This is a genomic window from Frateuria sp. Soil773, from assembly GCF_001428405.1.
Classification (GTDB): Bacteria; Pseudomonadota; Gammaproteobacteria; order Xanthomonadales; family Rhodanobacteraceae; genus LMSL01.
Genome location: NZ_LMSL01000041.1, coordinates 88,439 through 106,330 on the forward strand (window position 1 = coordinate 88,439; position 17,892 = coordinate 106,330).

A 17,892-nucleotide genomic window follows, 5' to 3' on the forward strand; every position below is an offset into this window, starting at 1 on the left:
CCACCCGGCGCGCCGCATCCCAGGCACGCCAAGACATCCATTCTTGCACGCGCGTGCGGGTGCGCGGGAAGCCGGCCCGCCGACGCACGGCACGCATGCTCACGACACGCTCAACGCCGGCGGCTCCAGCCGGGACGGCGCGTGCGCCAGGGCCATCTCCTCGCCCAGCGGCAGCCGCACGGTGAGCGCGAAACCCTGGCTCGCACCGGACTCGATGGTGACCGTGCCGCCGAACTCGGACAGCCGCTCGCGCATCCCCGACAGGCCGTTGCCCGGCTTGAACTGCGCCGCGCCGCGCCCATCGTCGCGCGCATGCAGCCCGATCCGGTTGGCGTCGGCATAGGCGAAGGTGAGCCAGAGCTGGCGCGCGCCGGCATGGCGCGCGGTGTTGGTGATGATCTCCTGCGCGCAGCGCAGCAGCACCTGGGCGCGGCGCGGGTCTTCCACGCTGAAGCGCGGCGGCATGTCCACATGCACCTTCAGGCTCGGCACTCCCTCGATGAGGCTTTGCAAGGCCTGGGTCAGATCGATGGCATCGTCCTGGCGCAGCTCGCTCACCGCCTCGCGCACGTCCGACAGCAGATGCCTGGCAGTCGCCTGGGCCTTGTGCACGTGCACCGCGGCGGCCTCGTTGGTCAAATGGCTCGCCACCTCCAGGTTGAGGCTCAGCGCCGTCAAATGATGGCCGATCAGATCGTGCAGTTCGCGAGCGATGCGCATGCGCTCGGCGATACGGGTGGATTCGGCCAGCAGGGCGCGGGTGGCCCGCAGTTCCGAATTGAGCCGCCGCTGGATCTCGCGCTGCTCCGCCTGCTGACTCGCCACCAGCGAAGCCACGAAGGCGATCGCGGCAAAGCCGATATAGATGCTGGTCTGCATCAGCGCCAGCATCATGCTGTAATTGAACTCGGGAAAGGTCGCGAAGATCGGCGCCAGCGCCAGGTTGGACAGCACAAGCCACAGCACGCTCGGCCAGAAGGGCACCAGCCACGGCAACACCATCGCCATGACCGTGATCAGCATGGCCGAAAGCCCGCTGTGGCTGTACCAGCCGATGGCTATGGCGGCGCCACTCATCATCAGCAGGCCCACCAGCCGCAACGTCAAATAGCGACGCGAGCCCAGGTCCGTCGTCACCGCCCAATACAGCAGGCCGAAGAACAGATAGAACAACGTCCACAGCAACAACGCGAAATTGGGCTGGTTGAGCAGGCTCAGACGCGCCCTGGCCCACTCCGTCAGCAGCGGCATGCCGACGCAGAGATAGGTGAACAGCCCCGCATAGCGCAGCAGTCCGATATGGCTGGTATTCGTCCTCGACATGAAGCGCATCATAGGCGAGCCCGGCTTTCGCACAAATGCGCGAGAAGTCACCCCTCGCTTTACCGCGCCACCGTGCCAAAAGCCATGCTTTACCGCGTTTTACAAAGGTTTTACATGGCGCGGCGCGGGATGTACGGCCCGCGGCCCCATGCCATAATGCGCCATCACGCGGGCTGCCTGTCGGCCCATGGCCCCCGAACCACCATGCGGAGCAACGAATGGCCCTAGCCATCCGCGACGTGCGCGAGCACGACCTGGATGCCGTACTGGCGCTCAACAACGCCGCCGGCCGCTCCATCCTCGCCCTGGACGCCGCGCAGTTGCGCTACTTCTACGAGCACGCGGACTACTTCCGCGTGGCCGAGATCGACGGCCACATCGCGGGCTTCCTGATCGCCCTGCGCGAAGGCGGCGACTACGTCAGCACCAACTACCGCTGGTTCAATGCGCACTACCCCGCGTTCGTCTACATCGACCGCATCGTGATCGCCAACGCCTACCGCCGCCACGGCCTGGGCCGGATCTTCTATTGCGACGTGAACAGCTACGCCGAGGTGCGCGTGCCGCTGCTCACCTGCGAGGTGTTCCTGGAGCCGCGCGACGACGTGGTGGTGCTGTTCCACGGCACCTACGGCTTCCAGGAAGTGGGACAGCAGCGCATGGACGACAAGGGCCCCCAGGTCAGCCTGCTGGCCAAGGACCTGCCCAGCTACGCCTACGTGCGCGACACCTACCTCGACCACGGCGGCCTGCCCGCCGAGCCGTGGCTGGCCGAGCGCCAGCGCCCTTTCCACGATGACTCCTCCCAGCGCCGCCTCGCCGGAGAGCGGCGCCCATGAATGCAAAGATGGATACCACCGACGCCTGCGACCTGCGCTTCGGCCAGGTCGGCATTGCCTGCGTGCGCGTGCGCCGCGTCGACGCCGCCGCCCTCTGCGACGAGCTGGAGCGCCGCGTGCGCGCCGCGCCGCAACTGTTTTCCCGCGCCGCCGTGGTGCTGGACCTGAGCCACCTGCTCGACCTACCCGACGACGGCGCCGTCGACGCGCTGCTCGAAGCCGTGCGCAGCGCCGGCATGCTGCCGGTGGGCCTGGCCTACGGCACCAGCGCCACCGAGGCGCTGGCCCAGCGCATGGGGCTGCCGCTGATCGCCAAGTTCCGCGCCGCCTACGAGCCGGCCGACGGCGGCAGCATCGCACCGCCCGCACCCGCACCGGCCGCCCCGCCGGCACCGCGCGCGGCGCCCGCGCCCGAGCCGATCCTGTCCGCGCCTGCATCCGGCCAGCCGCTCGGCGCCCAGCGCCAGGACAGCCCGGTGCGCTCCGGCCAACAGATCTACGCGCGCGACCGCGACCTGGTGGTCACCGGCGCGATCGCCAACGGCGCCGAGGTGATCGCCGACGGCAGCATCCACGTCTACGGCAGCCTGCGCGGCCGCGCCATGGCCGGCGCGCAGGGCGACCTGAAGGCGCGCATCTTCGTATCCGACTTCCGCGCCGAACTGGTGGCCATCGCCGGCCACTACCGCGTGTTCGAACAGATTCCCAAAGACCTCGAAGGCCAGTCCGTGCAATGCTGGCTCGACGGGGAAAAACTGCTGATCGCCAAGCTGTGACGATCGCCCATTACAAGAAAATATAAAGTGGAGATGAGCCCTTGACTGCTGAGATTATCGTTGTCACCTCCGGCAAAGGCGGCGTCGGCAAGACGACGACCAGCGCCTCGCTCGCGACCGGCCTGGCCATCGCCGGCAAGAAAGTCGCGGTGATCGACTTCGACGTCGGCCTGCGCAACCTCGACCTGATCATGGGCTGCGAGCGCCGCGTGGTGTACGACTTCGTCAACGTCGTGCACGGCGAGGCCACGCTGAAGCAGGCGCTGATCAAGGACAAGCGCCACGAGAACCTCTACGTGCTCGCCGCCAGCCAGACCCGCGACAAGGACGCGCTGACCCAGGAAGGCGTGGAGAAGGTGCTCGACGGTATGTCCGAGGACGGCTTCGACTACGTCGTCTGCGACTCGCCCGCCGGCATCGAGAAGGGCGCCCACCTGGCGATGTACTTCGCCGACCACGCGGTGGTGGTGGTCAACCCGGAAGTGTCCTCGGTGCGCGACTCCGACCGCATCCTCGGCCTGCTCGCCAGCAAGACCCGCCGCGCCGAGCGCGGCGACGGCGCGATCAAGCAGCACCTGCTGCTGACCCGCTACAACCCGGCCCGCGTCGCCAACGGCGACATGCTCAGCGTGAAGGACGTCGAGGAGATCCTCGGCATCGACGTGGTCGGCGTCATCCCCGAGTCGGAGCAGGTGCTGGCCGCCTCCAACTCCGGCGTGCCGGTGATTCTGGACGCCGAATCGCCGGCCGGCCAGGCCTACAGCGACACCGTGGCGCGCATCCTCGGCGAGGAACGGCCGCTGCGCTTCACCGACGTAGCCAAGAAGGGCTTCTTCCAGCGCGTGTTCGGAGGTTGATCACGATGGGTATTCTCGATTTCCTGAAGCGCAAACCGGAGCCGACCGCGACCGTCGCCAAGGAACGCCTGCGCATCATCGTGGCGCAGGAGCGCTCCACCCGCGGCGCGCCGGACTACCTGCCGATGATGCGCAACGAGCTGCTCGAAGTGATCAAGAAATACGTCCACGTCGACATCGAGGCGATCAACATCAACGTCGAGCGCGACAGCGGCCACGAGGTGCTGGAGCTGTCGGTGGCGCTGCCGGACGGCAAGCCGGCGGCCACGCCGGCCACCTGAGCGACGCCGTTCCGGCCCGCCGGAATGGCGCATGCGCCCATGCAGGACCCCACGCCCGCCCCCAGCGTGCTGCGCCTGGCCGACATCGGCTACGACGCACCCGCCGCCCTGCTCGCCCGCTATGGGCTGCAACTGCACCGCGTCGCCGGCGACGAGCCGATCCCCGGCAGCTTCTGGGGCGACGAGGAAGCCGGCATCATCGGCACCGCGGTCTACGCCCGCGCCGACACCCCCGTGCACTCGCTGCTGCACGAGGCCGGCCACCTGATCGTGCTGCCGCCGGAACGGCGCCTGGCCGTCCACACCGACGCGACCGACTCGATCGAGGAAGAAGACGCCACCTGCTACCTGCAGATCGTGCTGGCCGACGCACTGCCCGGCGTCGGCCGCGACCGCCTGATGGCCGACATGGACGCTTGGGGCTACTCCTTCCGGCTCGGCTCCACCCGCGCCTGGTTCGAGCAGGATGCGGGCAATGCGAGGCAGTGGCTGCAAGAGCGCGGGCTACTGCCGCCCGGCTGACTCCGGCAAAGGGGGAAGGGAACGACCAAGAACGTTCCCAAGCATCAATCCGTCTGAAGAGTCTCGATCAAGGCCATAGCCCCGGCCTCGGTCAAGGCACCGTTTATTTCCGGATTGGCCAGCTCGAACAGCACGTTGTTGATGACGACATCTCCCGGCCCGTCGACGTTGACGCGTTCATTCATTTCAAGGGCATTCGCCAGATCGACCACGCTTTCAGTGGAAACCTGCCCAGCAAGATAACGCTGTAGCATGGCAACCAACGCGCATCGATCCAGCTTAAAAACCCACTCCGGATTAAATAGCCTCGCACACAAATCTGCAAAATCTTCTTTTCCTGAAATTGCCTGCAACCGCACTTTACTGGTCATGGGGAATGGTCACGTTATTAATTTTGTCTTTAATGTGAACGACAGAACCATCTGGCGCAAACATCGTCTTAAGATAACCTGTTGTTTGTCCCGCACTGTCCACTGTTTTCTGATAGACAGCCGATGAGCCAGGCACCTTTCCTGGAACTGTCGCCGAGAAAACAACCCCGCCTCCTAGGCTATCGACCTTTACCCCCAAGTTTCCAACAGGCACCCTTCTCTCAAAACGCGCCAAATTCGAGGATTGACTCGCAGTCAAAGAAACATCCGCTCCCAACGTCGTAGACAACGTTGACATGGGGCATTGACCCCATTAGCTGCCGCAACGCCTTCAGCTACCAATGCGCCACTTGTGACTACCGCTTGGCCATTCGCCATTACACCCGCAGCAAGGCTCCCTGCAGCAAGCGAGTCAGATGCGACAGCTATTGCAGTCTGCGCTACAAACCCTGCCGCAGGAGACGCTCCTGCAGCAGCAAGAGAGGTTGCAACAACCCGAGCTTGAGCAGCATTCTGTTCATTAAGATGCTGTACCTGCTGAGGACTCTGTTGGGCCATTACAGCCTGACCTGCCCACCACCCGGCACTCATCGTACTCTGCCGTCCATCCGGATCGACATTTGCAATCGGATTATTATTGGCGTAATCGTATCGATTGAATGCAAACAGATTACTCGCCACCGGCCCCAATGGATCCAAGGAAATAAACCGCCCCACCTCCGGGTCGTAATACCGAGCCTGCATATACACGAGCCCGGTATCCGGGTCGTTCACATGCCCCGTATAGCCTGGCCCCGTCGGGGGTGTCCCCAAGGCCAGAGCCCCATACGGCGCGTAATCGAACCGCGCTGTGATGTTGCCTTGTGCGTCCGCCTCCGCAAGCACGGTCCCCTGCGGGTCTGTATACACATAGGTAACTGTTCCCGCCTTGGCAGCACTCCATGCCAAGAGCAGGAATGCGCACACCCCCAGGAACTTCATCTTTCGTATCGCACGCATCCCAGCTCTCCGTTTGCGATTGGCGACTGTGTCGCGCGTCCTTTGGCAACTTGCCTGTATGCGTGAAACGCAACGCGAAAGCCCCGAGCTTTCATAACGCGCCATGCACCCGGCTTTACACCACATACCGATGGCAGGACTGTCCTATACCGACACAAACGGTTCCGTACCGTCGATATCACCCCAGCAACGACTATGACAGGAGAGGCCGGCTAGAAACGGAATCCTCAAGGCGTACCGGCAAACGTGTTGCACTGGTTGACGTCGCCGCCCTGGAAGCCGGTCTTGAACCACTTCACGCGCTGGGCCGAGGTGCCGTGGGTGAAGGAGTCGGGCACCACCGTGCCGCGCGCTTCGCGCTGCAGGGTGTCGTCGCCGATCTGGCTGGCGGCGTTGAGCGCGGATTCCACGTCGCCGTCCTGCAGCCATTGCAGGCGCTGCTGGCTGTGGTTGGCCCAGACGCCGGCGAAGCAATCGGCCTGCAGCTCCTGGCGCACCGACAGGCCGTTCGCGCCTTCCATCTCGGCACCCTGGCGGCGGGCCTGCTCGACCTTGTCGAACACGCCGAGCAGCTTCTGCACGTGGTGGCCGACCTCGTGGCCGATCACGTAGGCGCGGGCGAAGTCGCCCGCCGCGTGGAAGCGGGTCTGCAGCTCCTGGAAGAAGTCCAGGTCCAGGTAGACCTTCTGGTCGCCCGGACAGTAGAACGGGCCCACCGCGGTGGAGGCCGCGCCGCAGGCGGTGTCGACGCTGCCGCTGAACAGGTGCAGCTTGGGCTCGACGTAGGTCCGGCCGGCGGCGGCGAAAAGCTCGCCCCAGGTCTGCTCGGTGGAATGCAGGATCGCGCTGACGAACTGCTTCTGCTGCGGGTCCACCTGCACCGGCTGGCCGCTCGGCGCGGGGGCGCCGACCTGGCCGCCGCCCTGGTCGAGCAGGGCCATCGGGTTCTTGAAGAACACCCAGCCCAGGATCGCCATGATGATGATGCCGCCGATGCCCATGCCGCGGCCGCCGCCGAAGCGCATGCCGCCACCGCCGCGGCCGCTGTCGACTTCGACGTTGTCGCTGCTGCCGCCTTTCTGCCAGTCCATGCCCGCCTCGCCGACCGATGCACCGCCGCCGGTGCCGCCCGGCGACGATAACCCCTCGCGCCCGATCCCGCCACGGTCCGCTGCCGCTACAGTAGGCCACCTTTCAGCGAGAACCCGCCATGTCCCAGCACCTGCCCGCCCTGGTCGTTTTGCTCACCGTTCTGCTGCAGTTCGGCACCGCCATCGCGGTGGGCCGGGCCCGCTCGAAGTACGGCATCAAGGCGCCGGCGACCAGCGGCCATCCCGCGTTCGACCGGGCGTTCCGGGTGCAGATGAACACGCTCGAATCGACCCTGATGTTCCTGCCGTCGCTGTGGCTGGCGGCGCACTACGGCTTCGCCGCCTGGGCTGGAATCACCGGCCTGGTCTGGGTCGCTGGCCGCGCCTGGTATGCGGCGGCCTACCTGCAGGATGCCGCCAGGCGCGAAGGCGGTTTCGCGCTGGGCAGCATCGGCTGGCTGGCCACGCTCGCGCTGGGCGTGTACGGATTGATCCGGGCCTTCGTGCTCAGTTGAAGAAGCGCGCCACTCAGGCGGCGGCCGGCACGACGCGCAGCCGCTCGATGCGCGCGCCGTCCATCGCGACCACCTCGAAGCGCAGCCCGTCGCCGTCGAACGCATCGCCGACCGCGGGCAGCCGGCCCAGCCGCTGCAGCACGTAGCCGGCCAGGGTCGCGAAACTGTCGTCGCCGTTGAGCCGGATGCCGAGCAGGTGCTCGATGCGGCGCAGGTCGAGGCTGGCGTCGAGCAGCCAGGCGCCGTCGCTCTCGCGCACCGCGGAGGGATCGCCGCTCAGCTCGTCGGGGAATTCGCCGGCGATCACCTCGAGCACGTCGGTCGGCGTGACCATGCCGAGCACGCTGCCGTATTCGTCCACCACCAGGGCCACCTGCAGCGGCGCGCGGCGGAATTCGTCGATCAGGCGCAGCACGCTCAGCGATTCGAGCACGGTCATCGGCTTGCGCACCACGCTGTCGACGTCGATGCGGCCGTGTTCGAGTAGGCTCGCCAGCAGGTCGCGCGAGGAGGCCACGCCGATCAACTGGTCCAGGTCGTCGCCGGCCACCGGCAGCCACTGGTGCGGCGAGGCGGCGACTTCCGCGCGCAGCGCGTCCGCGCTCTCGCGCGGGTCGATCCAACTGATTCCCGGCCGCGGCGTCATGATCGAGCGCACGGGGCGCTGCGCCAGGTCGAGCACGCCCTGCACCATCGCCAGTTCGTCGCGGCCGAACACCGCCACGCCCTCCTCGGCGGCGCCGCCGGGCGCGTCGATCTCGTCCTCGCCGCCGGCGCCCAGCAGCCGCAGCACCGCCTGCGCGGTGCGGTCGCGCAGGTGGCGCGCGCTGCCGAGCAGGCTGCGCCGCCGGTTGCGCCGCATGGTCTGGTTGAACGCCTCGATCATGATCGAGAAGCCGATCGCGGCGTACAGATAGCCCTTCGGGATATGGAAGCCCAGGCCCTCGGCCACCAGGCTGAAGCCGATCATCAGCAGGAACGACAGGCACAGCACGATCACCGTCGGCCGCGCGTTGACGAAGGCGGTGAGCGGCTTGCTGGCGCTGATCATCAGCACCATCGCCACCACCACGGCGATCGTCATCACCGACAACTGCTCGACCATGCCGACCGCGGTGATCACCGAGTCGAGCGAGAACACCGCGTCGAGCACCACGATCTGCGCCACCACCAGCCAGAAGCGGGCCGGCGCCCGGCTGCCGGCGGCGTGGTCGTCGCCCGCCTCCAGCCGCTCGTGCAGCTCCAGCGTGGCCTTGAACAGCAGGAAGGCGCCGCCGAGCAGCAGGATGATGTCGCGCCAGGACAGCGACAGCGCATGCCAGGTGACGATCGGCGCGGTCAGCCGCACCAGCCAACTCATCGCGCCGAGCAGGCCCAGCCGCATCAGCAGCGCCAGCGTCAGGCCGAGGATGCGCGCGCGGTCGCGCTGCGCGGGCGGCAGCTTGTCGGCGAGGATGGCGACGAACACCAGGTTGTCGATGCCCAGCACGATCTCCAGCACCACCAGGGTGAGGAGTCCGGCCCAGGCGGTGGGGTCGGCAAGCCAATCGAAGACGAACATGGGTGGGCGCGCGGCGCCTCGGATCCTCCGTGCAGGGCCGCCCCACTATACAGGCAGCCCCGCCCCCGGCGCCCTGCGGGATTGCCTTGCCCGCGCCCGCCCGCTAGCGTGGGCGCGCCGGGCGATGGGCGTTCTGGCTCAGCCACCCCGTACCGCAGGCACGCCATGGAAGAATCCTCCGCCAGCACGTTCCCGCCACGCCACGTCCGCGTCCCGGGAATCGGCGGCGCGCTGTGCCTGATCCTGCTCTACTTCCTGCTGCAACTGGTGGTCAGCGGCCTGCTCGGCCTGCTCCTCGGGCTGGCGGTCGGGCTGTACCGGGGCAACCTCGGCACGGCCGGTTTCCAGGCGCAATTGCAGGCCGAGCTGTCCCGCCCGGATACCGGCGTGGTGCTGGTCATCCTGACCCTGCTCGTCGCGGCCACGCTGACCCTGTGGCTGGCGCGGCGCTGCTGGCCGGGGCCATGGGCGATGGCCGCGCCGCCCGGCTTCGGCCTGAACCGCCGCGGCCCGCCGGCGTACTACGCGCTGGCCGTGCTGTTCGGCCTGGCGATGCCGGTGCTGGGCGGCTGGCTGACCCAGTGGCTGGCGCACGGCCACCAGGTGACGCAGGACGTCAAGCAGCTCGGCGGCGCCAGTTCGCTGGCCCTACGCATCCCGCTGGCGCTGCTGGTGGTGAGCGCCGGGCCGCTGGTGGAGGAATTGCTGTTCCGCGGCGTGCTGCTGTCGGCGCTGCTGCGGCGGATGCCGGCCGGCGGCGCGATGGCGGTCAGTTCGCTGCTGTTCGCCGCGGTGCACCTGCCCGACCTCAACTACCTGTGGTACGCGGTGCCGAACCTGGCCCTGCTCGCCGCGGTGCTGGCCTGGCTGCGCCTGCGCTCGGGCTCGCTGTGGCCGTCGGTGCTGGCGCACGGCGTGAACAACCTGCTGGCGGTGGCGGCATGGTTCGTCGCGCTGCCGCCCGGCCACTGAGCCGGCGTCCGGCCGGCGCAATCGCCGGAGCCCGGGCAGGCGCTCAGGCTGGCAGGCCGAATCCGCGCAGCAGCCGCGCCGTCTCGAACAGCGGCAGCCCCATCACGCCGGAATAGCTGCCTTCCAGGTGCTCCACCAGGATCGCGCCGCGCCCCTGGATGGCATAGGCGCCGGCCTTGCCGAACGGTTCGCCGGTGGCGACGTAGGCGGCGATGGCGGCCTCGTCCAGCGGCGCGAAGCGCACCTTGGAAACGCACAGCTCGTGCCGCTCCCGCGCGGCGCCGACGCACCACACCGCCGACACCACGTCGTGCGTGCGGCCGGACAGCCGCCGCAGCATGGCCGCCGCATCGGCCGCATCGGCCGGCTTGCCGAACACTTCGTCGTCCAGCACCACCTCGGTGTCCGAGCCGAGCACCAGGGCGCCGGCGGCGCCGTCGAGCGCGGCCAGGCCGGCCTTCGCCTTGTCGCGCGCGACGCGGACCACATAGTCCTGCGGCGACTCGCCCGCCGCCCGCCGCTCCGGCACGTCCACGTCGAGCGCGGCGAACGGAATCCCGAACCGTTGCAGCAGCTCGCGCCGGCGCGGCGATTGCGAGGCGAGGTAGAGCATCGGTCTGCCCGTGGAAACGAAAGCGTCCTGCATAGCCAATGCGCGCTCAGAGCGCCAGGCTGTATTCGCAGAACTGGCGGTCGCGCTGCCAGCCGCGTCCTTCGTACAGCGCCTGTGCCGGCGCGTTGTCCAGCGCGGTCGACAGCGACAGGCTCGCCGCGCCCAGGCGCCGCGCCTGCTCGACGGCGGCGTCCAGCAGGGCGGTCGCCACGCCGCGGCGACGCGCGGCGGCGGCCACGAACAGGTCGTTCAGCAGGAAGGTGCGCACGGTGCGCACCGAGGAGAACAGCGGATACAACTGGGTGAAACCCAGCCCTTCGCCCGCGGCGTCGCGCGCCAGCAGGATCTGCGACTCGTGATGGACGAGGCGGTCGGACAGGAAGTCGCGCGCGCGCCCCAGGTCCGCGGGCTGCCCGTAGAACTGGCGGTAGCCGTCGAACAGCGGCGCCAGCGTGTCGAGGTCGTGGATCGTGGCCGGCAGGATCTGGAAGGGCATGGGCATCACGCAGTGGTCTGGACGGCCGCCACGCTACCCGGAGCGCGCCGGTGCCGGCAACCCGCCGCGCGGCTCAGGCGCGGTGGTAGGGATGCCCGGCCAGCAGGGTGGTGGCGCGGTACAACTGCTCGGCCAGCACCAGCCGCACCAGCATGTGCGGCAGCGTCAGCGGCCCCAGCGACCACGACTGGTCGGCGCGCGCCAGCACCTCGGCCGCGTGGCCGTCCGGCCCCCCGATCAGGAACGCCAGGTCGCGGCCGGCCATGCGCCATTTCGCCAATTGCTCGGCCAGTTGCTCGCTGGACCAGGTCTTGCCGCGCCCGTCGAGCGCGACGACATGGATGTCGCGGGGCAAGGCCGCGAGGATCGCGGCGCCTTCGTCGTGCATCGCGCGCGCGTCGTCGCGGCCCTTGCCGCGCACGCCGGGCTTCAGCTCGACCAGTTCCAGCGGCAGCTCGTGCGAAAGCCGCTTGCGGTATTCGGCGAAGCCTTCAGCCACCCATGCGGGCATGCGCTCGCCGACGGCGATCAGGCGCGCGCGCATCGTCGCCGCCCAAGGACGAAAGACGACGTACGGCATCCGCTTCCCTTCCCCTTCGGCGAGAGGGCCGGGGCGAGCGGCCGGGGCCTGCGGGAGCGCATGTCGGAGTGGCGTCCTGCTTCGTCGATCCCATGCCGCGGGGCCGGCCCCCGGTCCTCTCCCCGGAGGGGAGAAGGGGAAGAGCCGGACGTCGCGCGCGGATCGCGGCTCACCCGGCGCTCGCGGCGCCGACATCCTGTTCGTGGTCGCCTACCGTCCACAGCCTTTCCAGGCCGTAGAACTCGCGGATGCGCGGCAGCATCACGTGGACGATCACGTCGCCCAGGTCGACCAGCACCCACTCGGCCTCCTGCTCGCCTTCCACGCCCAGCGGCATCACGCCCGCCTTCTTGGCGAACTTCACCACTTCGTCGGCGATGGATTTGACGTGGCGCGCGGAGGTGCCGGAAGCGATCACCAGCAGGTCGGCGATGGAGGTCTTGCCACGGACGTCGATCTCGCGGACGTCCTTGGCCTTCAGTTCGTCCAGCGCGTCGATGACGGACTTGCGCAGGGCGGCCGTGGTAACGGCCTTGTTCGTACGGGCAGTGCTCAAGCGGGAGGGCCTCGGTGCGGTATCGCCGCGCGGGATGGCGCGGGCCGCAGTATAGCGTCCCTGCCGCAAGGGCACGTCAAGGCCGGCCGCGGCGGTCGCCGGCGCCCTTCCCGGCCGCTCATTCCAGCGCGCGCGCCGCCGCGCCGTATTCGTCCATCAGCACCGCCACCAGTTCGGCGGCTGGCAGGTCGCGGACGAGCGCGGCCGCCTGGCCGCACCATTCCGACAGCAGGTCGCCGCGGCCGGCCTGGGCGGCGGCGCGGCGCAGCGGCGCGGTGAGCGCATTGAGCGCGGGATAGCCGGGCAGCTCCGCCATGGCGCCCTCCATCGCCTCCACGTAGCGGTTGCGCAGGCCGCGCGCCGCGCGGCCCGAGAAGCTGCGGATGGTCGTGACGCGGTGGTCCTCGGCGGCCGGCAGGTCCCGTTTCCACGCCGCCGCGGCCGCGCTCTCGGGGCAGCCCAGGAAAGCCGTGCCGAGCTGGCTGGCCGCCGCGCCGAGCACCTCGGCGGCGAGCATGGCGCGCCCGTCCATGATCCCGCCGGCGGCGATCACCGGCATGTCCGGCGCGCATTCCGCGGCCGCGCGCAGGGCCAGCGGCAGCAGCGCGAACAGGCCGACCATCGCCTCGTCCGGCGCATGCAGGAAGGTGCCGCGATGGCCGCCGGCCTCGGCGCCCTGCACGCACACCGCATCCGCTCCCAGCTCGGCCCAGGCGCGCGTTTCCGCCGCCGTGGTCGCGGTGCCGACCACCACGATGCCCAGCGCCTGCAGCTCGCGCAGTTGCGCCGGCGAAAGCAGGCCGAAGGCGAAGCTCGCCACCGCCGGCCGCGCCTCGCGCAGCGCCGCCAACTGGTCGCTGAAGCGCGGTGCCCAGCGCGCGGGCAACTGCGTGCGCGCCTCGATGCCCTCGCGCTCCATCAGCGCGTCCAGCCGCGCACGCGCACGCGCCACCGCGGCCATGTCCGGCTCGAAGTCGTCGGGCAGCACGAACAGGTTGACGCCGAACGGGCGGCGGGTGAGCGCCCGCGTGTCAGCCGCCTGCGCCAGGATCGCCTCCGGTTCGAGGTAGCCGGCCCCCAGCGAGCCGAGGCCGCCGGCCTCGGATACCGCGGCGGCGAGCGCGGGCGTGGTGGCGCCGGCCATGGGCGCCTGGATCAGGGGATGGACGATGCCGACCCGGCGGACGAACGAGGCATGCATGGGCTACTCCGGAACCGTTCCGGCCCCCAGTATCCATCGATCCCGTTGCAGGGGAAAAACGCCTCCCGGCCCCGGGGCAAAAAAAGGCCGCCGTCTCACGGGCGGCGCAAGCCGGGGAGGCAAAAAGGTACCGCCCGGGCGATGCGCGTTGCGCGCACCGCCCGGTCATTCGGGCCGATCGACGGCCTTGCGGCCGCGTCAGAAGTCGTAGGTCACGCCGAAGCGGACGTAGCGCGGCTGCGACTGGGTGACAGGGATCCGGTAGGACGGGTACTCGCCGCCGGTCGAGCCGTAGAACGGGTCGGTCTGCGTCGTGACCCGGTTGTTGAGCACGTTGTAGACCATCACGTTGATGCCCAGCTTCTTGCCGGCCCACTCCGGGCGGTACTCGGCGCTCAGGCTGACGATGTACTGCCACGGGTTGTGGCCGGCGTCGCCCGGGCGCGACACCTTGCCGCCGCACCAGTGGTAGTAGCCGCCGCTGTAGCCGAGCCCGGGGTTGGTCTCGCCCGGGCCGTAGTAGCCGAGGCAACTGCGCGGCGCGCCGGAGAGGATCGCCACGTTGCCCGAGAGCAGCCATTCCGGCGCGATCTGGTAGGAGCCGTACGCCTTGAGCTGGTGCCGCCGGCTGTTGGACAGCTCGCCGTTGGCGTACTCCATGACCTGCGCGTAGTCCCAGTCCACCGTGGCGGACACGTCTTCCTGGCCGATGTCGGAACGCACCTGGCCTTCGCTGTTGCCGTAGCTGCGCGAGAACAGGTAGTCGATCTTGCCGGACCAGGTGCCGTCGAACGGATGCTCCAGGAACAGGTTCAGCCCGTAGTAGTGCCGCTTGATGCCCGAGGAGAAGCCGAAGTCCGCCGTGGTCATCGGCACCGAGTAGTAGCTGCCGTCGTACTTCTGCACCTTGAGGATGTTGGTGCGGCCGGGGTTGAACAGGTAGGCGCCGGAGATCTGGTCGGCGTCGTAGGTGCTGCGGTCGATGCCCATGCGGTCCATCTTGGCGGCGACGGCGCCGGAGTCGCCGAAGTCGTCGATCGCGGTGCGCAGGTTGCGGTAGGTCGCCTTGGCGCCGTACACCCAGTCGTTGCCCAGCTTCTTGTCGAAGCCGAGGATGAACTCGTCCTGGTACTCCGACTTCAGGTTGGTGGCGGTGACCATCTTCGGATCGTGCGACTGGCCGTATTCGCGGTTGTCCGAGATCGGCGCGCCGACGCCGCGGCTGGTATCGACCGGGGTGAGCCCGGTGGGCTGGCCGTTCGAATCGATGCCGGTGTAGGTGAAGTACTCGCGCGTATACAGCGGCGCGCCGGCCTGGCGCATCGCCACCGTGGACGGCAGGGCCAGAAAGTAGCGCCCGGCGTTGCCGTAGATCTTGAAGCTGGAGTCGCCGTTGACGTCCCAGCTGAAGCCCACGCGCGGCGCCCACTGCGGCTTGGTCAGGCGCAGGTAGGACTGGCCGTTGGGGTTGTAGTTGGTGAACTGGTCGTTGCGCAGGCCGAGCTTGAGCAGCCAGCGGTCGTTGACCTGCCAGCTATCCTCGACGTACTGCGCGCGCTGTTCCACGCGCACGCTGCCGCCGCCGTAGCGGCGGTACTTGGCGACGTAGTAGCCGGTCTCGCCGCCGGCATAGCCGCCCGGCGCGGCGACGTAGTTCGCGTCGCCCGGCGCGCCCTTGATCGGGGTGCTTGGGTTGCCCACGTTGTATTCCCAGGCATAGCCGGGATCGGCCATCCGGGTGCCGTCGTTCATGTCCTTGATGGTCTGGTTGTCGATACCGGCGGAGAGCGTGTGGTCGCCCAGCCGGTAGCTCAAGTCGATGCGCAGGTTGGTGTTGCGCGAGGTGTGGGTGGGATCGGCGATCTCGCCGAGGGTCTGCGGGCTGACGATCGGGCTGCCGCCGTTGAGCGCGGGGTTCTGCTTGTTCGTGCTGTACAGCCGCCCGATGTCCGGATAGCGGTTGGTGACCTGGTTGTAGTAGGTGCCGTCCATGCGGCCGTACAACGCCGACAGGGTCAGGTCGTCGGTGATGTAGCTGGTGAACTTGGCGACGTACATGTCGGCGCCGGCCTTGGTCGGCACCGCCGGGCTGGCGGGAGCGCCGGACCTGCCGGTGTCGTAGTCGTAGTTGAAGCGGTCGGCCGAGTAGGAGCGCTTGGAGGACGCGCCGGTCACCTCGAGGATGTTGCTTTCGGTGATGTTCCAGTCCAGCTTCGCGTACCACTTCGGGTAGTCGTTGCGGTAGTTGGTCTTGTACGGCGAGTCGGTCGACCCGATGCTGCTGCCTTCGCGCCGCTCGGCCTCGGCCGAGGCGAACAGGAATAGCTTGTCCTTGATCAGCGGGCCGCCGGCGTAGGCGCTGACCACCGTGGTCCACGAACGGTCCCGCGAGTTGCGGTCGTACAGCGTGCCGCGGTCGGCGCCGCTGACGTAGTGGATGTCGCGCTGCTCGCCGCGGGCGAACGCCGGCGTCCACAGCACCTGGCCGCCGAAATGCCACTCGTTGGTGCCGCGCTTGCCGACCTGGCTGATCACGCCGCCGTCGGAACGGCCGTACGCCGCGCCGTAGCCGCCGCTGAGGATTTCCTGCTGGTCGATCGAGCCGTACGGCAGCGTGAAGCCGCCGAAGTTGCTCAGCGGGTCGGTGGTGTTGAAGCCGTTGATGTAGTACGCGTTCTCGGTGACCGAGGAGCCGCCGAAGGAGACCACCGTGCCGCCGGTGGGGCCGCCGAAGTAGCCGCTGCCCTCGACCACGCCCGGCGCCAGCAGGGCGATCGCCTCGGCGCTGCGCGCCAGCGGCAGGCGGGCCAGTTGCTCGGAGGTGATGACGGTGCGCGAGTCCACGCCGGTGACGTCGATGGCGGGCAGCGCGCTCGCCGTCACCTCGACCGCCGACAGGTCCTTCGCCTGCCCGGCATCGGCCGCGGCGACGAACGAGACCTCGGTGCCCGCGCCCACGCGCAGGGTGACGTTGCTGCGCGAATCGACTTCCTTGCCGTCGCGCAGCAGGCTGACGGTGTAGGTGCCCAGCGGGAGCGCGGCGATCGAGTAGCGGCCCTGCGCGTCCACCGCCACCTGGCGGGTGATGCCGGAGGAGTTCCTGATCGCGACCGTGTCGCCGCTGCCGGCCGGCGCCTGGCCGAAGATGGTGCCGGTCGTCGCCTGGCCATGCACCAGGCCGGCCGTGCCCAGCCCCGCCACCAGCGCAGCCGTCAGCAGGTTGCGTCGAAGCGGTGTTCCCCGGAACAGGGAATGATTGTTCATCGGTGTTCTCTCCAGATCTTTATGGATTGGAACCGGCGTGCGTACCGCTGGCGCGCCGGTTGAGCTATCGGGGCATCTGGAGTTCTGCCGCGTCCCTCCCCCGCCTCGCTCCGTCCCCAACGGAGCAGGCTTGCCGCATGCCTGCGAGAACATCGACCTGTGCCTGCGGCGCCACGGCATCGTGAAACGCAACGCAAGACCGGGACAAAATCGCAGAACTCCGGCACATGGTGAAATGCGCCGCATCGATGCGTCTTGTCGGATTCTTGCGGAATGGGTGCGGTGTTCCGCACAAGTTCTTGCGCCCGGAGCGCGCGCATCCGCGCAGTGGGAATGCCGCTCAGATCCTCGCGCCGGCATACAGCCCGCGGTACTCCCGCGGCGTCATCCCGACGGTGGCCTTGAACTGCCGCGCGAACGCGCTCTGGTCGGTGAAGCCGCAGGCCAGGCCGATGTCCGCGACGCTGTCGCGCCCCAGCAGCAGCCGCATCGCCGCCTCGATGCGCACCTTGGTCAGCGCCTGCTGCGGGGTCAGCTGGAACACCCTGCGGAAATGCCGCTCCAACTGCGCCACCGACACCTCGGCCAGGCCGGCCAGGGTGCCCACGCGCACGCTTTCCGCATAGTGGTCCTGCAGGTAGTCCATCACGCGGATCAACCGCGGATAGGTCGGGTGCTTCCCGTCCGGCTTGTTCAGGTCGCGCGAAATGCCGACCACTCCGCAGATTTCCGCACGCGAGCGCAGCGGATACTTGCAGGTCAGGCACCAGCCCGGCGCTCGGTTGGGCAGGATATGCACCTCGAGCTGGTTCTCGATCGATTCGCCGAGCAGCGCGCGGCGGTCCTGCGACGCATACGAGGTGCCCAGCGTGCTGGGAAACAGCTCGGTGACGCTGCGGCCGAGCACGTCCTCCCGGCGCTTCAGCCCGAGCCGGCGCACCAGCGTAAGGTTGGCATGGGTATAGCGTCCGGCGCGGTCCTTCACGAAGAACACGACGTCCGGCAGCGCGTCGAACAGAAGCTGCAATTCACCTGCTGAAATCTTCACGTCCATACGGCCTCCCCCGGAATCGTC

General features: G+C 68.6%; 19 protein-coding genes. 7 read left to right on the forward strand and 12 right to left on the reverse strand.

The genetic code is table 11. The features are described from left to right. Positions 1-99 precede the first annotated feature (99 nt). On the reverse strand, positions 100-1,323 hold the full coding sequence (locus tag ASG87_RS16225; RefSeq protein WP_056009001.1) for a sensor histidine kinase: 1,224 nt from the start codon (positions 1,321-1,323) through the stop codon (positions 100-102). Positions 1,324-1,541: 218 nt separating this feature from the next. On the opposite strand from ASG87_RS16225, the gene ASG87_RS16230 reads away from it, so the two are divergent. Genes ASG87_RS16230 through ASG87_RS16250 form a run of 5 tightly spaced genes read left to right on the forward strand, consistent with a single transcriptional unit; the run spans position 1,542 to position 4,598 of the window. Continuing rightward, positions 1,542-2,162, forward strand: a complete 621-nt coding sequence (locus tag ASG87_RS16230; RefSeq protein WP_056007611.1) for a GNAT family N-acetyltransferase — start codon at positions 1,542-1,544, stop codon at positions 2,160-2,162. Further along, positions 2,159-2,938, forward strand: coding sequence for a septum site-determining protein MinC (gene minC / locus ASG87_RS16235; protein ID WP_056007614.1), 780 nt, complete (start codon positions 2,159-2,161; stop codon positions 2,936-2,938). Before ASG87_RS16230 ends, minC begins: the two co-directional genes overlap by 4 nt. 41 nt (positions 2,939-2,979) lie before the next feature. Further along, positions 2,980-3,795, forward strand: a complete 816-nt coding sequence (gene minD, locus ASG87_RS16240; protein ID WP_056007616.1) for a septum site-determining protein MinD — start codon at positions 2,980-2,982, stop codon at positions 3,793-3,795. A gap of 5 nt (positions 3,796-3,800) precedes the next feature. After that, positions 3,801-4,076 carry a cell division topological specificity factor MinE gene (minE, locus tag ASG87_RS16245; protein ID WP_056009003.1) on the forward strand — a complete coding sequence of 92 codons (276 nt, stop codon included), beginning with the start codon at positions 3,801-3,803 and terminating at the stop codon, positions 4,074-4,076. Positions 4,077-4,115: 39 nt separating this feature from the next. Beyond that, entirely contained in the window at positions 4,116-4,598 is a 483-nt protein-coding gene (locus tag ASG87_RS16250; RefSeq protein WP_056009006.1) for a hypothetical protein, read from the forward strand. A 44-nt stretch (positions 4,599-4,642) separates the two neighbouring features. On the opposite strand, the gene ASG87_RS20295 is transcribed toward ASG87_RS16250, so the two are convergent. The 3 genes from ASG87_RS20295 to ASG87_RS16260 all read right to left on the reverse strand — a co-directional run bounded on the left by ASG87_RS20295 (position 4,643) and on the right by ASG87_RS16260 (position 7,059). Next, positions 4,643-4,969, reverse strand: a complete 327-nt coding sequence (locus ASG87_RS20295; protein WP_157511135.1) for a hypothetical protein — start codon at positions 4,967-4,969, stop codon at positions 4,643-4,645. A 255-nt stretch (positions 4,970-5,224) separates the two neighbouring features. Further along, complete coding sequence (locus ASG87_RS19645) at positions 5,225-5,968, reverse strand: RHS repeat-associated core domain-containing protein (RefSeq protein WP_162258384.1); 744 nt, start codon at positions 5,966-5,968, stop codon at positions 5,225-5,227. A 227-nt stretch (positions 5,969-6,195) separates the two neighbouring features. Then, positions 6,196-7,059, reverse strand: a complete 864-nt coding sequence (locus ASG87_RS16260; RefSeq protein ID WP_056007622.1) for a neutral zinc metallopeptidase — start codon at positions 7,057-7,059, stop codon at positions 6,196-6,198. A 119-nt stretch (positions 7,060-7,178) separates the two neighbouring features. On the opposite strand from ASG87_RS16260, the gene ASG87_RS16265 reads away from it, so the two are divergent. Then, complete coding sequence (locus ASG87_RS16265; protein ID WP_056007625.1) at positions 7,179-7,574, forward strand: MAPEG family protein; 396 nt, start codon at positions 7,179-7,181, stop codon at positions 7,572-7,574. Between the two features lie 13 nt (positions 7,575-7,587). On the opposite strand, the gene ASG87_RS16270 is transcribed toward ASG87_RS16265, so the two are convergent. Continuing rightward, positions 7,588-9,135, reverse strand: a complete 1,548-nt coding sequence (locus ASG87_RS16270) for a TerC family protein (RefSeq protein ID WP_056007628.1) — start codon at positions 9,133-9,135, stop codon at positions 7,588-7,590. A gap of 165 nt (positions 9,136-9,300) precedes the next feature. Between ASG87_RS16270 and ASG87_RS16275 the strand changes: the two genes are divergently transcribed. Beyond that, entirely contained in the window at positions 9,301-10,107 is an 807-nt protein-coding gene (locus ASG87_RS16275) for a CPBP family intramembrane glutamic endopeptidase (protein ID WP_056007631.1), read from the forward strand. A gap of 43 nt (positions 10,108-10,150) precedes the next feature. Here the strand turns inward: ASG87_RS16275 and ASG87_RS16280 are convergent, their stop codons facing one another. From ASG87_RS16280 to ASG87_RS16310, 7 genes are all read right to left on the reverse strand, one after another. After that, positions 10,151-10,720: a Maf family protein gene (locus tag ASG87_RS16280; RefSeq protein WP_056007634.1), complete on the reverse strand. Its 570-nt coding sequence runs from the start codon at positions 10,718-10,720 to the stop codon at positions 10,151-10,153. 46 nt (positions 10,721-10,766) lie between these two features. Next, complete coding sequence (locus tag ASG87_RS16285) at positions 10,767-11,216, reverse strand: GNAT family N-acetyltransferase (RefSeq protein WP_056007636.1); 450 nt, start codon at positions 11,214-11,216, stop codon at positions 10,767-10,769. A gap of 73 nt (positions 11,217-11,289) precedes the next feature. Beyond that, positions 11,290-11,760: a 23S rRNA (pseudouridine(1915)-N(3))-methyltransferase RlmH gene (gene rlmH / locus ASG87_RS16290; RefSeq protein ID WP_056007637.1), complete on the reverse strand. Its 471-nt coding sequence runs from the start codon at positions 11,758-11,760 to the stop codon at positions 11,290-11,292. Positions 11,761-11,965: 205 nt separating this feature from the next. After that, on the reverse strand, positions 11,966-12,352 hold the full coding sequence (gene rsfS / locus ASG87_RS16295) for a ribosome silencing factor (RefSeq protein ID WP_056007640.1): 387 nt from the start codon (positions 12,350-12,352) through the stop codon (positions 11,966-11,968). 118 nt (positions 12,353-12,470) lie between these two features. After that, positions 12,471-13,553 carry a nitronate monooxygenase gene (locus tag ASG87_RS16300; protein WP_056007643.1) on the reverse strand — a complete coding sequence of 361 codons (1,083 nt, stop codon included), beginning with the start codon at positions 13,551-13,553 and terminating at the stop codon, positions 12,471-12,473. 198 nt (positions 13,554-13,751) lie between these two features. Then, positions 13,752-16,817: a TonB-dependent receptor gene (locus ASG87_RS16305; RefSeq protein ID WP_056007646.1), complete on the reverse strand. Its 3,066-nt coding sequence runs from the start codon at positions 16,815-16,817 to the stop codon at positions 13,752-13,754. A gap of 340 nt (positions 16,818-17,157) precedes the next feature. Further along, positions 17,158-17,871 (reverse strand): AraC family transcriptional regulator, encoded by a 714-nt coding sequence (locus tag ASG87_RS16310; protein ID WP_056007648.1) that lies wholly within the window; start codon positions 17,869-17,871, stop codon positions 17,158-17,160. Positions 17,872-17,892: the final 21 nt, after the last annotated feature.

Excerpts from the sequence above, each read along its gene's own strand:
- ASG87_RS16225 (WP_056009001.1), bottom strand. The coding sequence starts at position 1,323 with ATGTCGAGGACGAATACCAGCCATATCGGACTGCTGCGCTATGCGGGG.
- ASG87_RS16230 (WP_056007611.1), top strand. The coding sequence starts at position 1,542 with ATGGCCCTAGCCATCCGCGACGTGCGCGAGCACGACCTGGATGCCGTA.
- minC (WP_056007614.1), top strand. The coding sequence starts at position 2,159 with ATGAATGCAAAGATGGATACCACCGACGCCTGCGACCTGCGCTTCGGC.
- minE (WP_056009003.1), top strand. The coding sequence starts at position 3,801 with ATGGGTATTCTCGATTTCCTGAAGCGCAAACCGGAGCCGACCGCGACC.
- ASG87_RS16250 (WP_056009006.1), top strand. The coding sequence starts at position 4,116 with ATGCAGGACCCCACGCCCGCCCCCAGCGTGCTGCGCCTGGCCGACATC.
- ASG87_RS20295 (WP_157511135.1), bottom strand. The coding sequence starts at position 4,969 with ATGACCAGTAAAGTGCGGTTGCAGGCAATTTCAGGAAAAGAAGATTTT.
- ASG87_RS19645 (WP_162258384.1), bottom strand. The coding sequence starts at position 5,968 with ATGCGTGCGATACGAAAGATGAAGTTCCTGGGGGTGTGCGCATTCCTG.
- ASG87_RS16260 (WP_056007622.1), bottom strand. The coding sequence starts at position 7,059 with ATGGACTGGCAGAAAGGCGGCAGCAGCGACAACGTCGAAGTCGACAGC.
- ASG87_RS16265 (WP_056007625.1), top strand. The coding sequence starts at position 7,179 with ATGTCCCAGCACCTGCCCGCCCTGGTCGTTTTGCTCACCGTTCTGCTG.
- ASG87_RS16270 (WP_056007628.1), bottom strand. The coding sequence starts at position 9,135 with ATGTTCGTCTTCGATTGGCTTGCCGACCCCACCGCCTGGGCCGGACTC.
- ASG87_RS16275 (WP_056007631.1), top strand. The coding sequence starts at position 9,301 with ATGGAAGAATCCTCCGCCAGCACGTTCCCGCCACGCCACGTCCGCGTC.
- ASG87_RS16280 (WP_056007634.1), bottom strand. The coding sequence starts at position 10,720 with ATGCTCTACCTCGCCTCGCAATCGCCGCGCCGGCGCGAGCTGCTGCAA.
- ASG87_RS16285 (WP_056007636.1), bottom strand. The coding sequence starts at position 11,216 with ATGCCCTTCCAGATCCTGCCGGCCACGATCCACGACCTCGACACGCTG.
- rlmH (WP_056007637.1), bottom strand. The coding sequence starts at position 11,760 with ATGCGCGCGCGCCTGATCGCCGTCGGCGAGCGCATGCCCGCATGGGTG.
- ASG87_RS16300 (WP_056007643.1), bottom strand. The coding sequence starts at position 13,553 with ATGCATGCCTCGTTCGTCCGCCGGGTCGGCATCGTCCATCCCCTGATC.
- ASG87_RS16305 (WP_056007646.1), bottom strand. The coding sequence starts at position 16,817 with ATGAACAATCATTCCCTGTTCCGGGGAACACCGCTTCGACGCAACCTG.
- ASG87_RS16310 (WP_056007648.1), bottom strand. The coding sequence starts at position 17,871 with ATGGACGTGAAGATTTCAGCAGGTGAATTGCAGCTTCTGTTCGACGCG.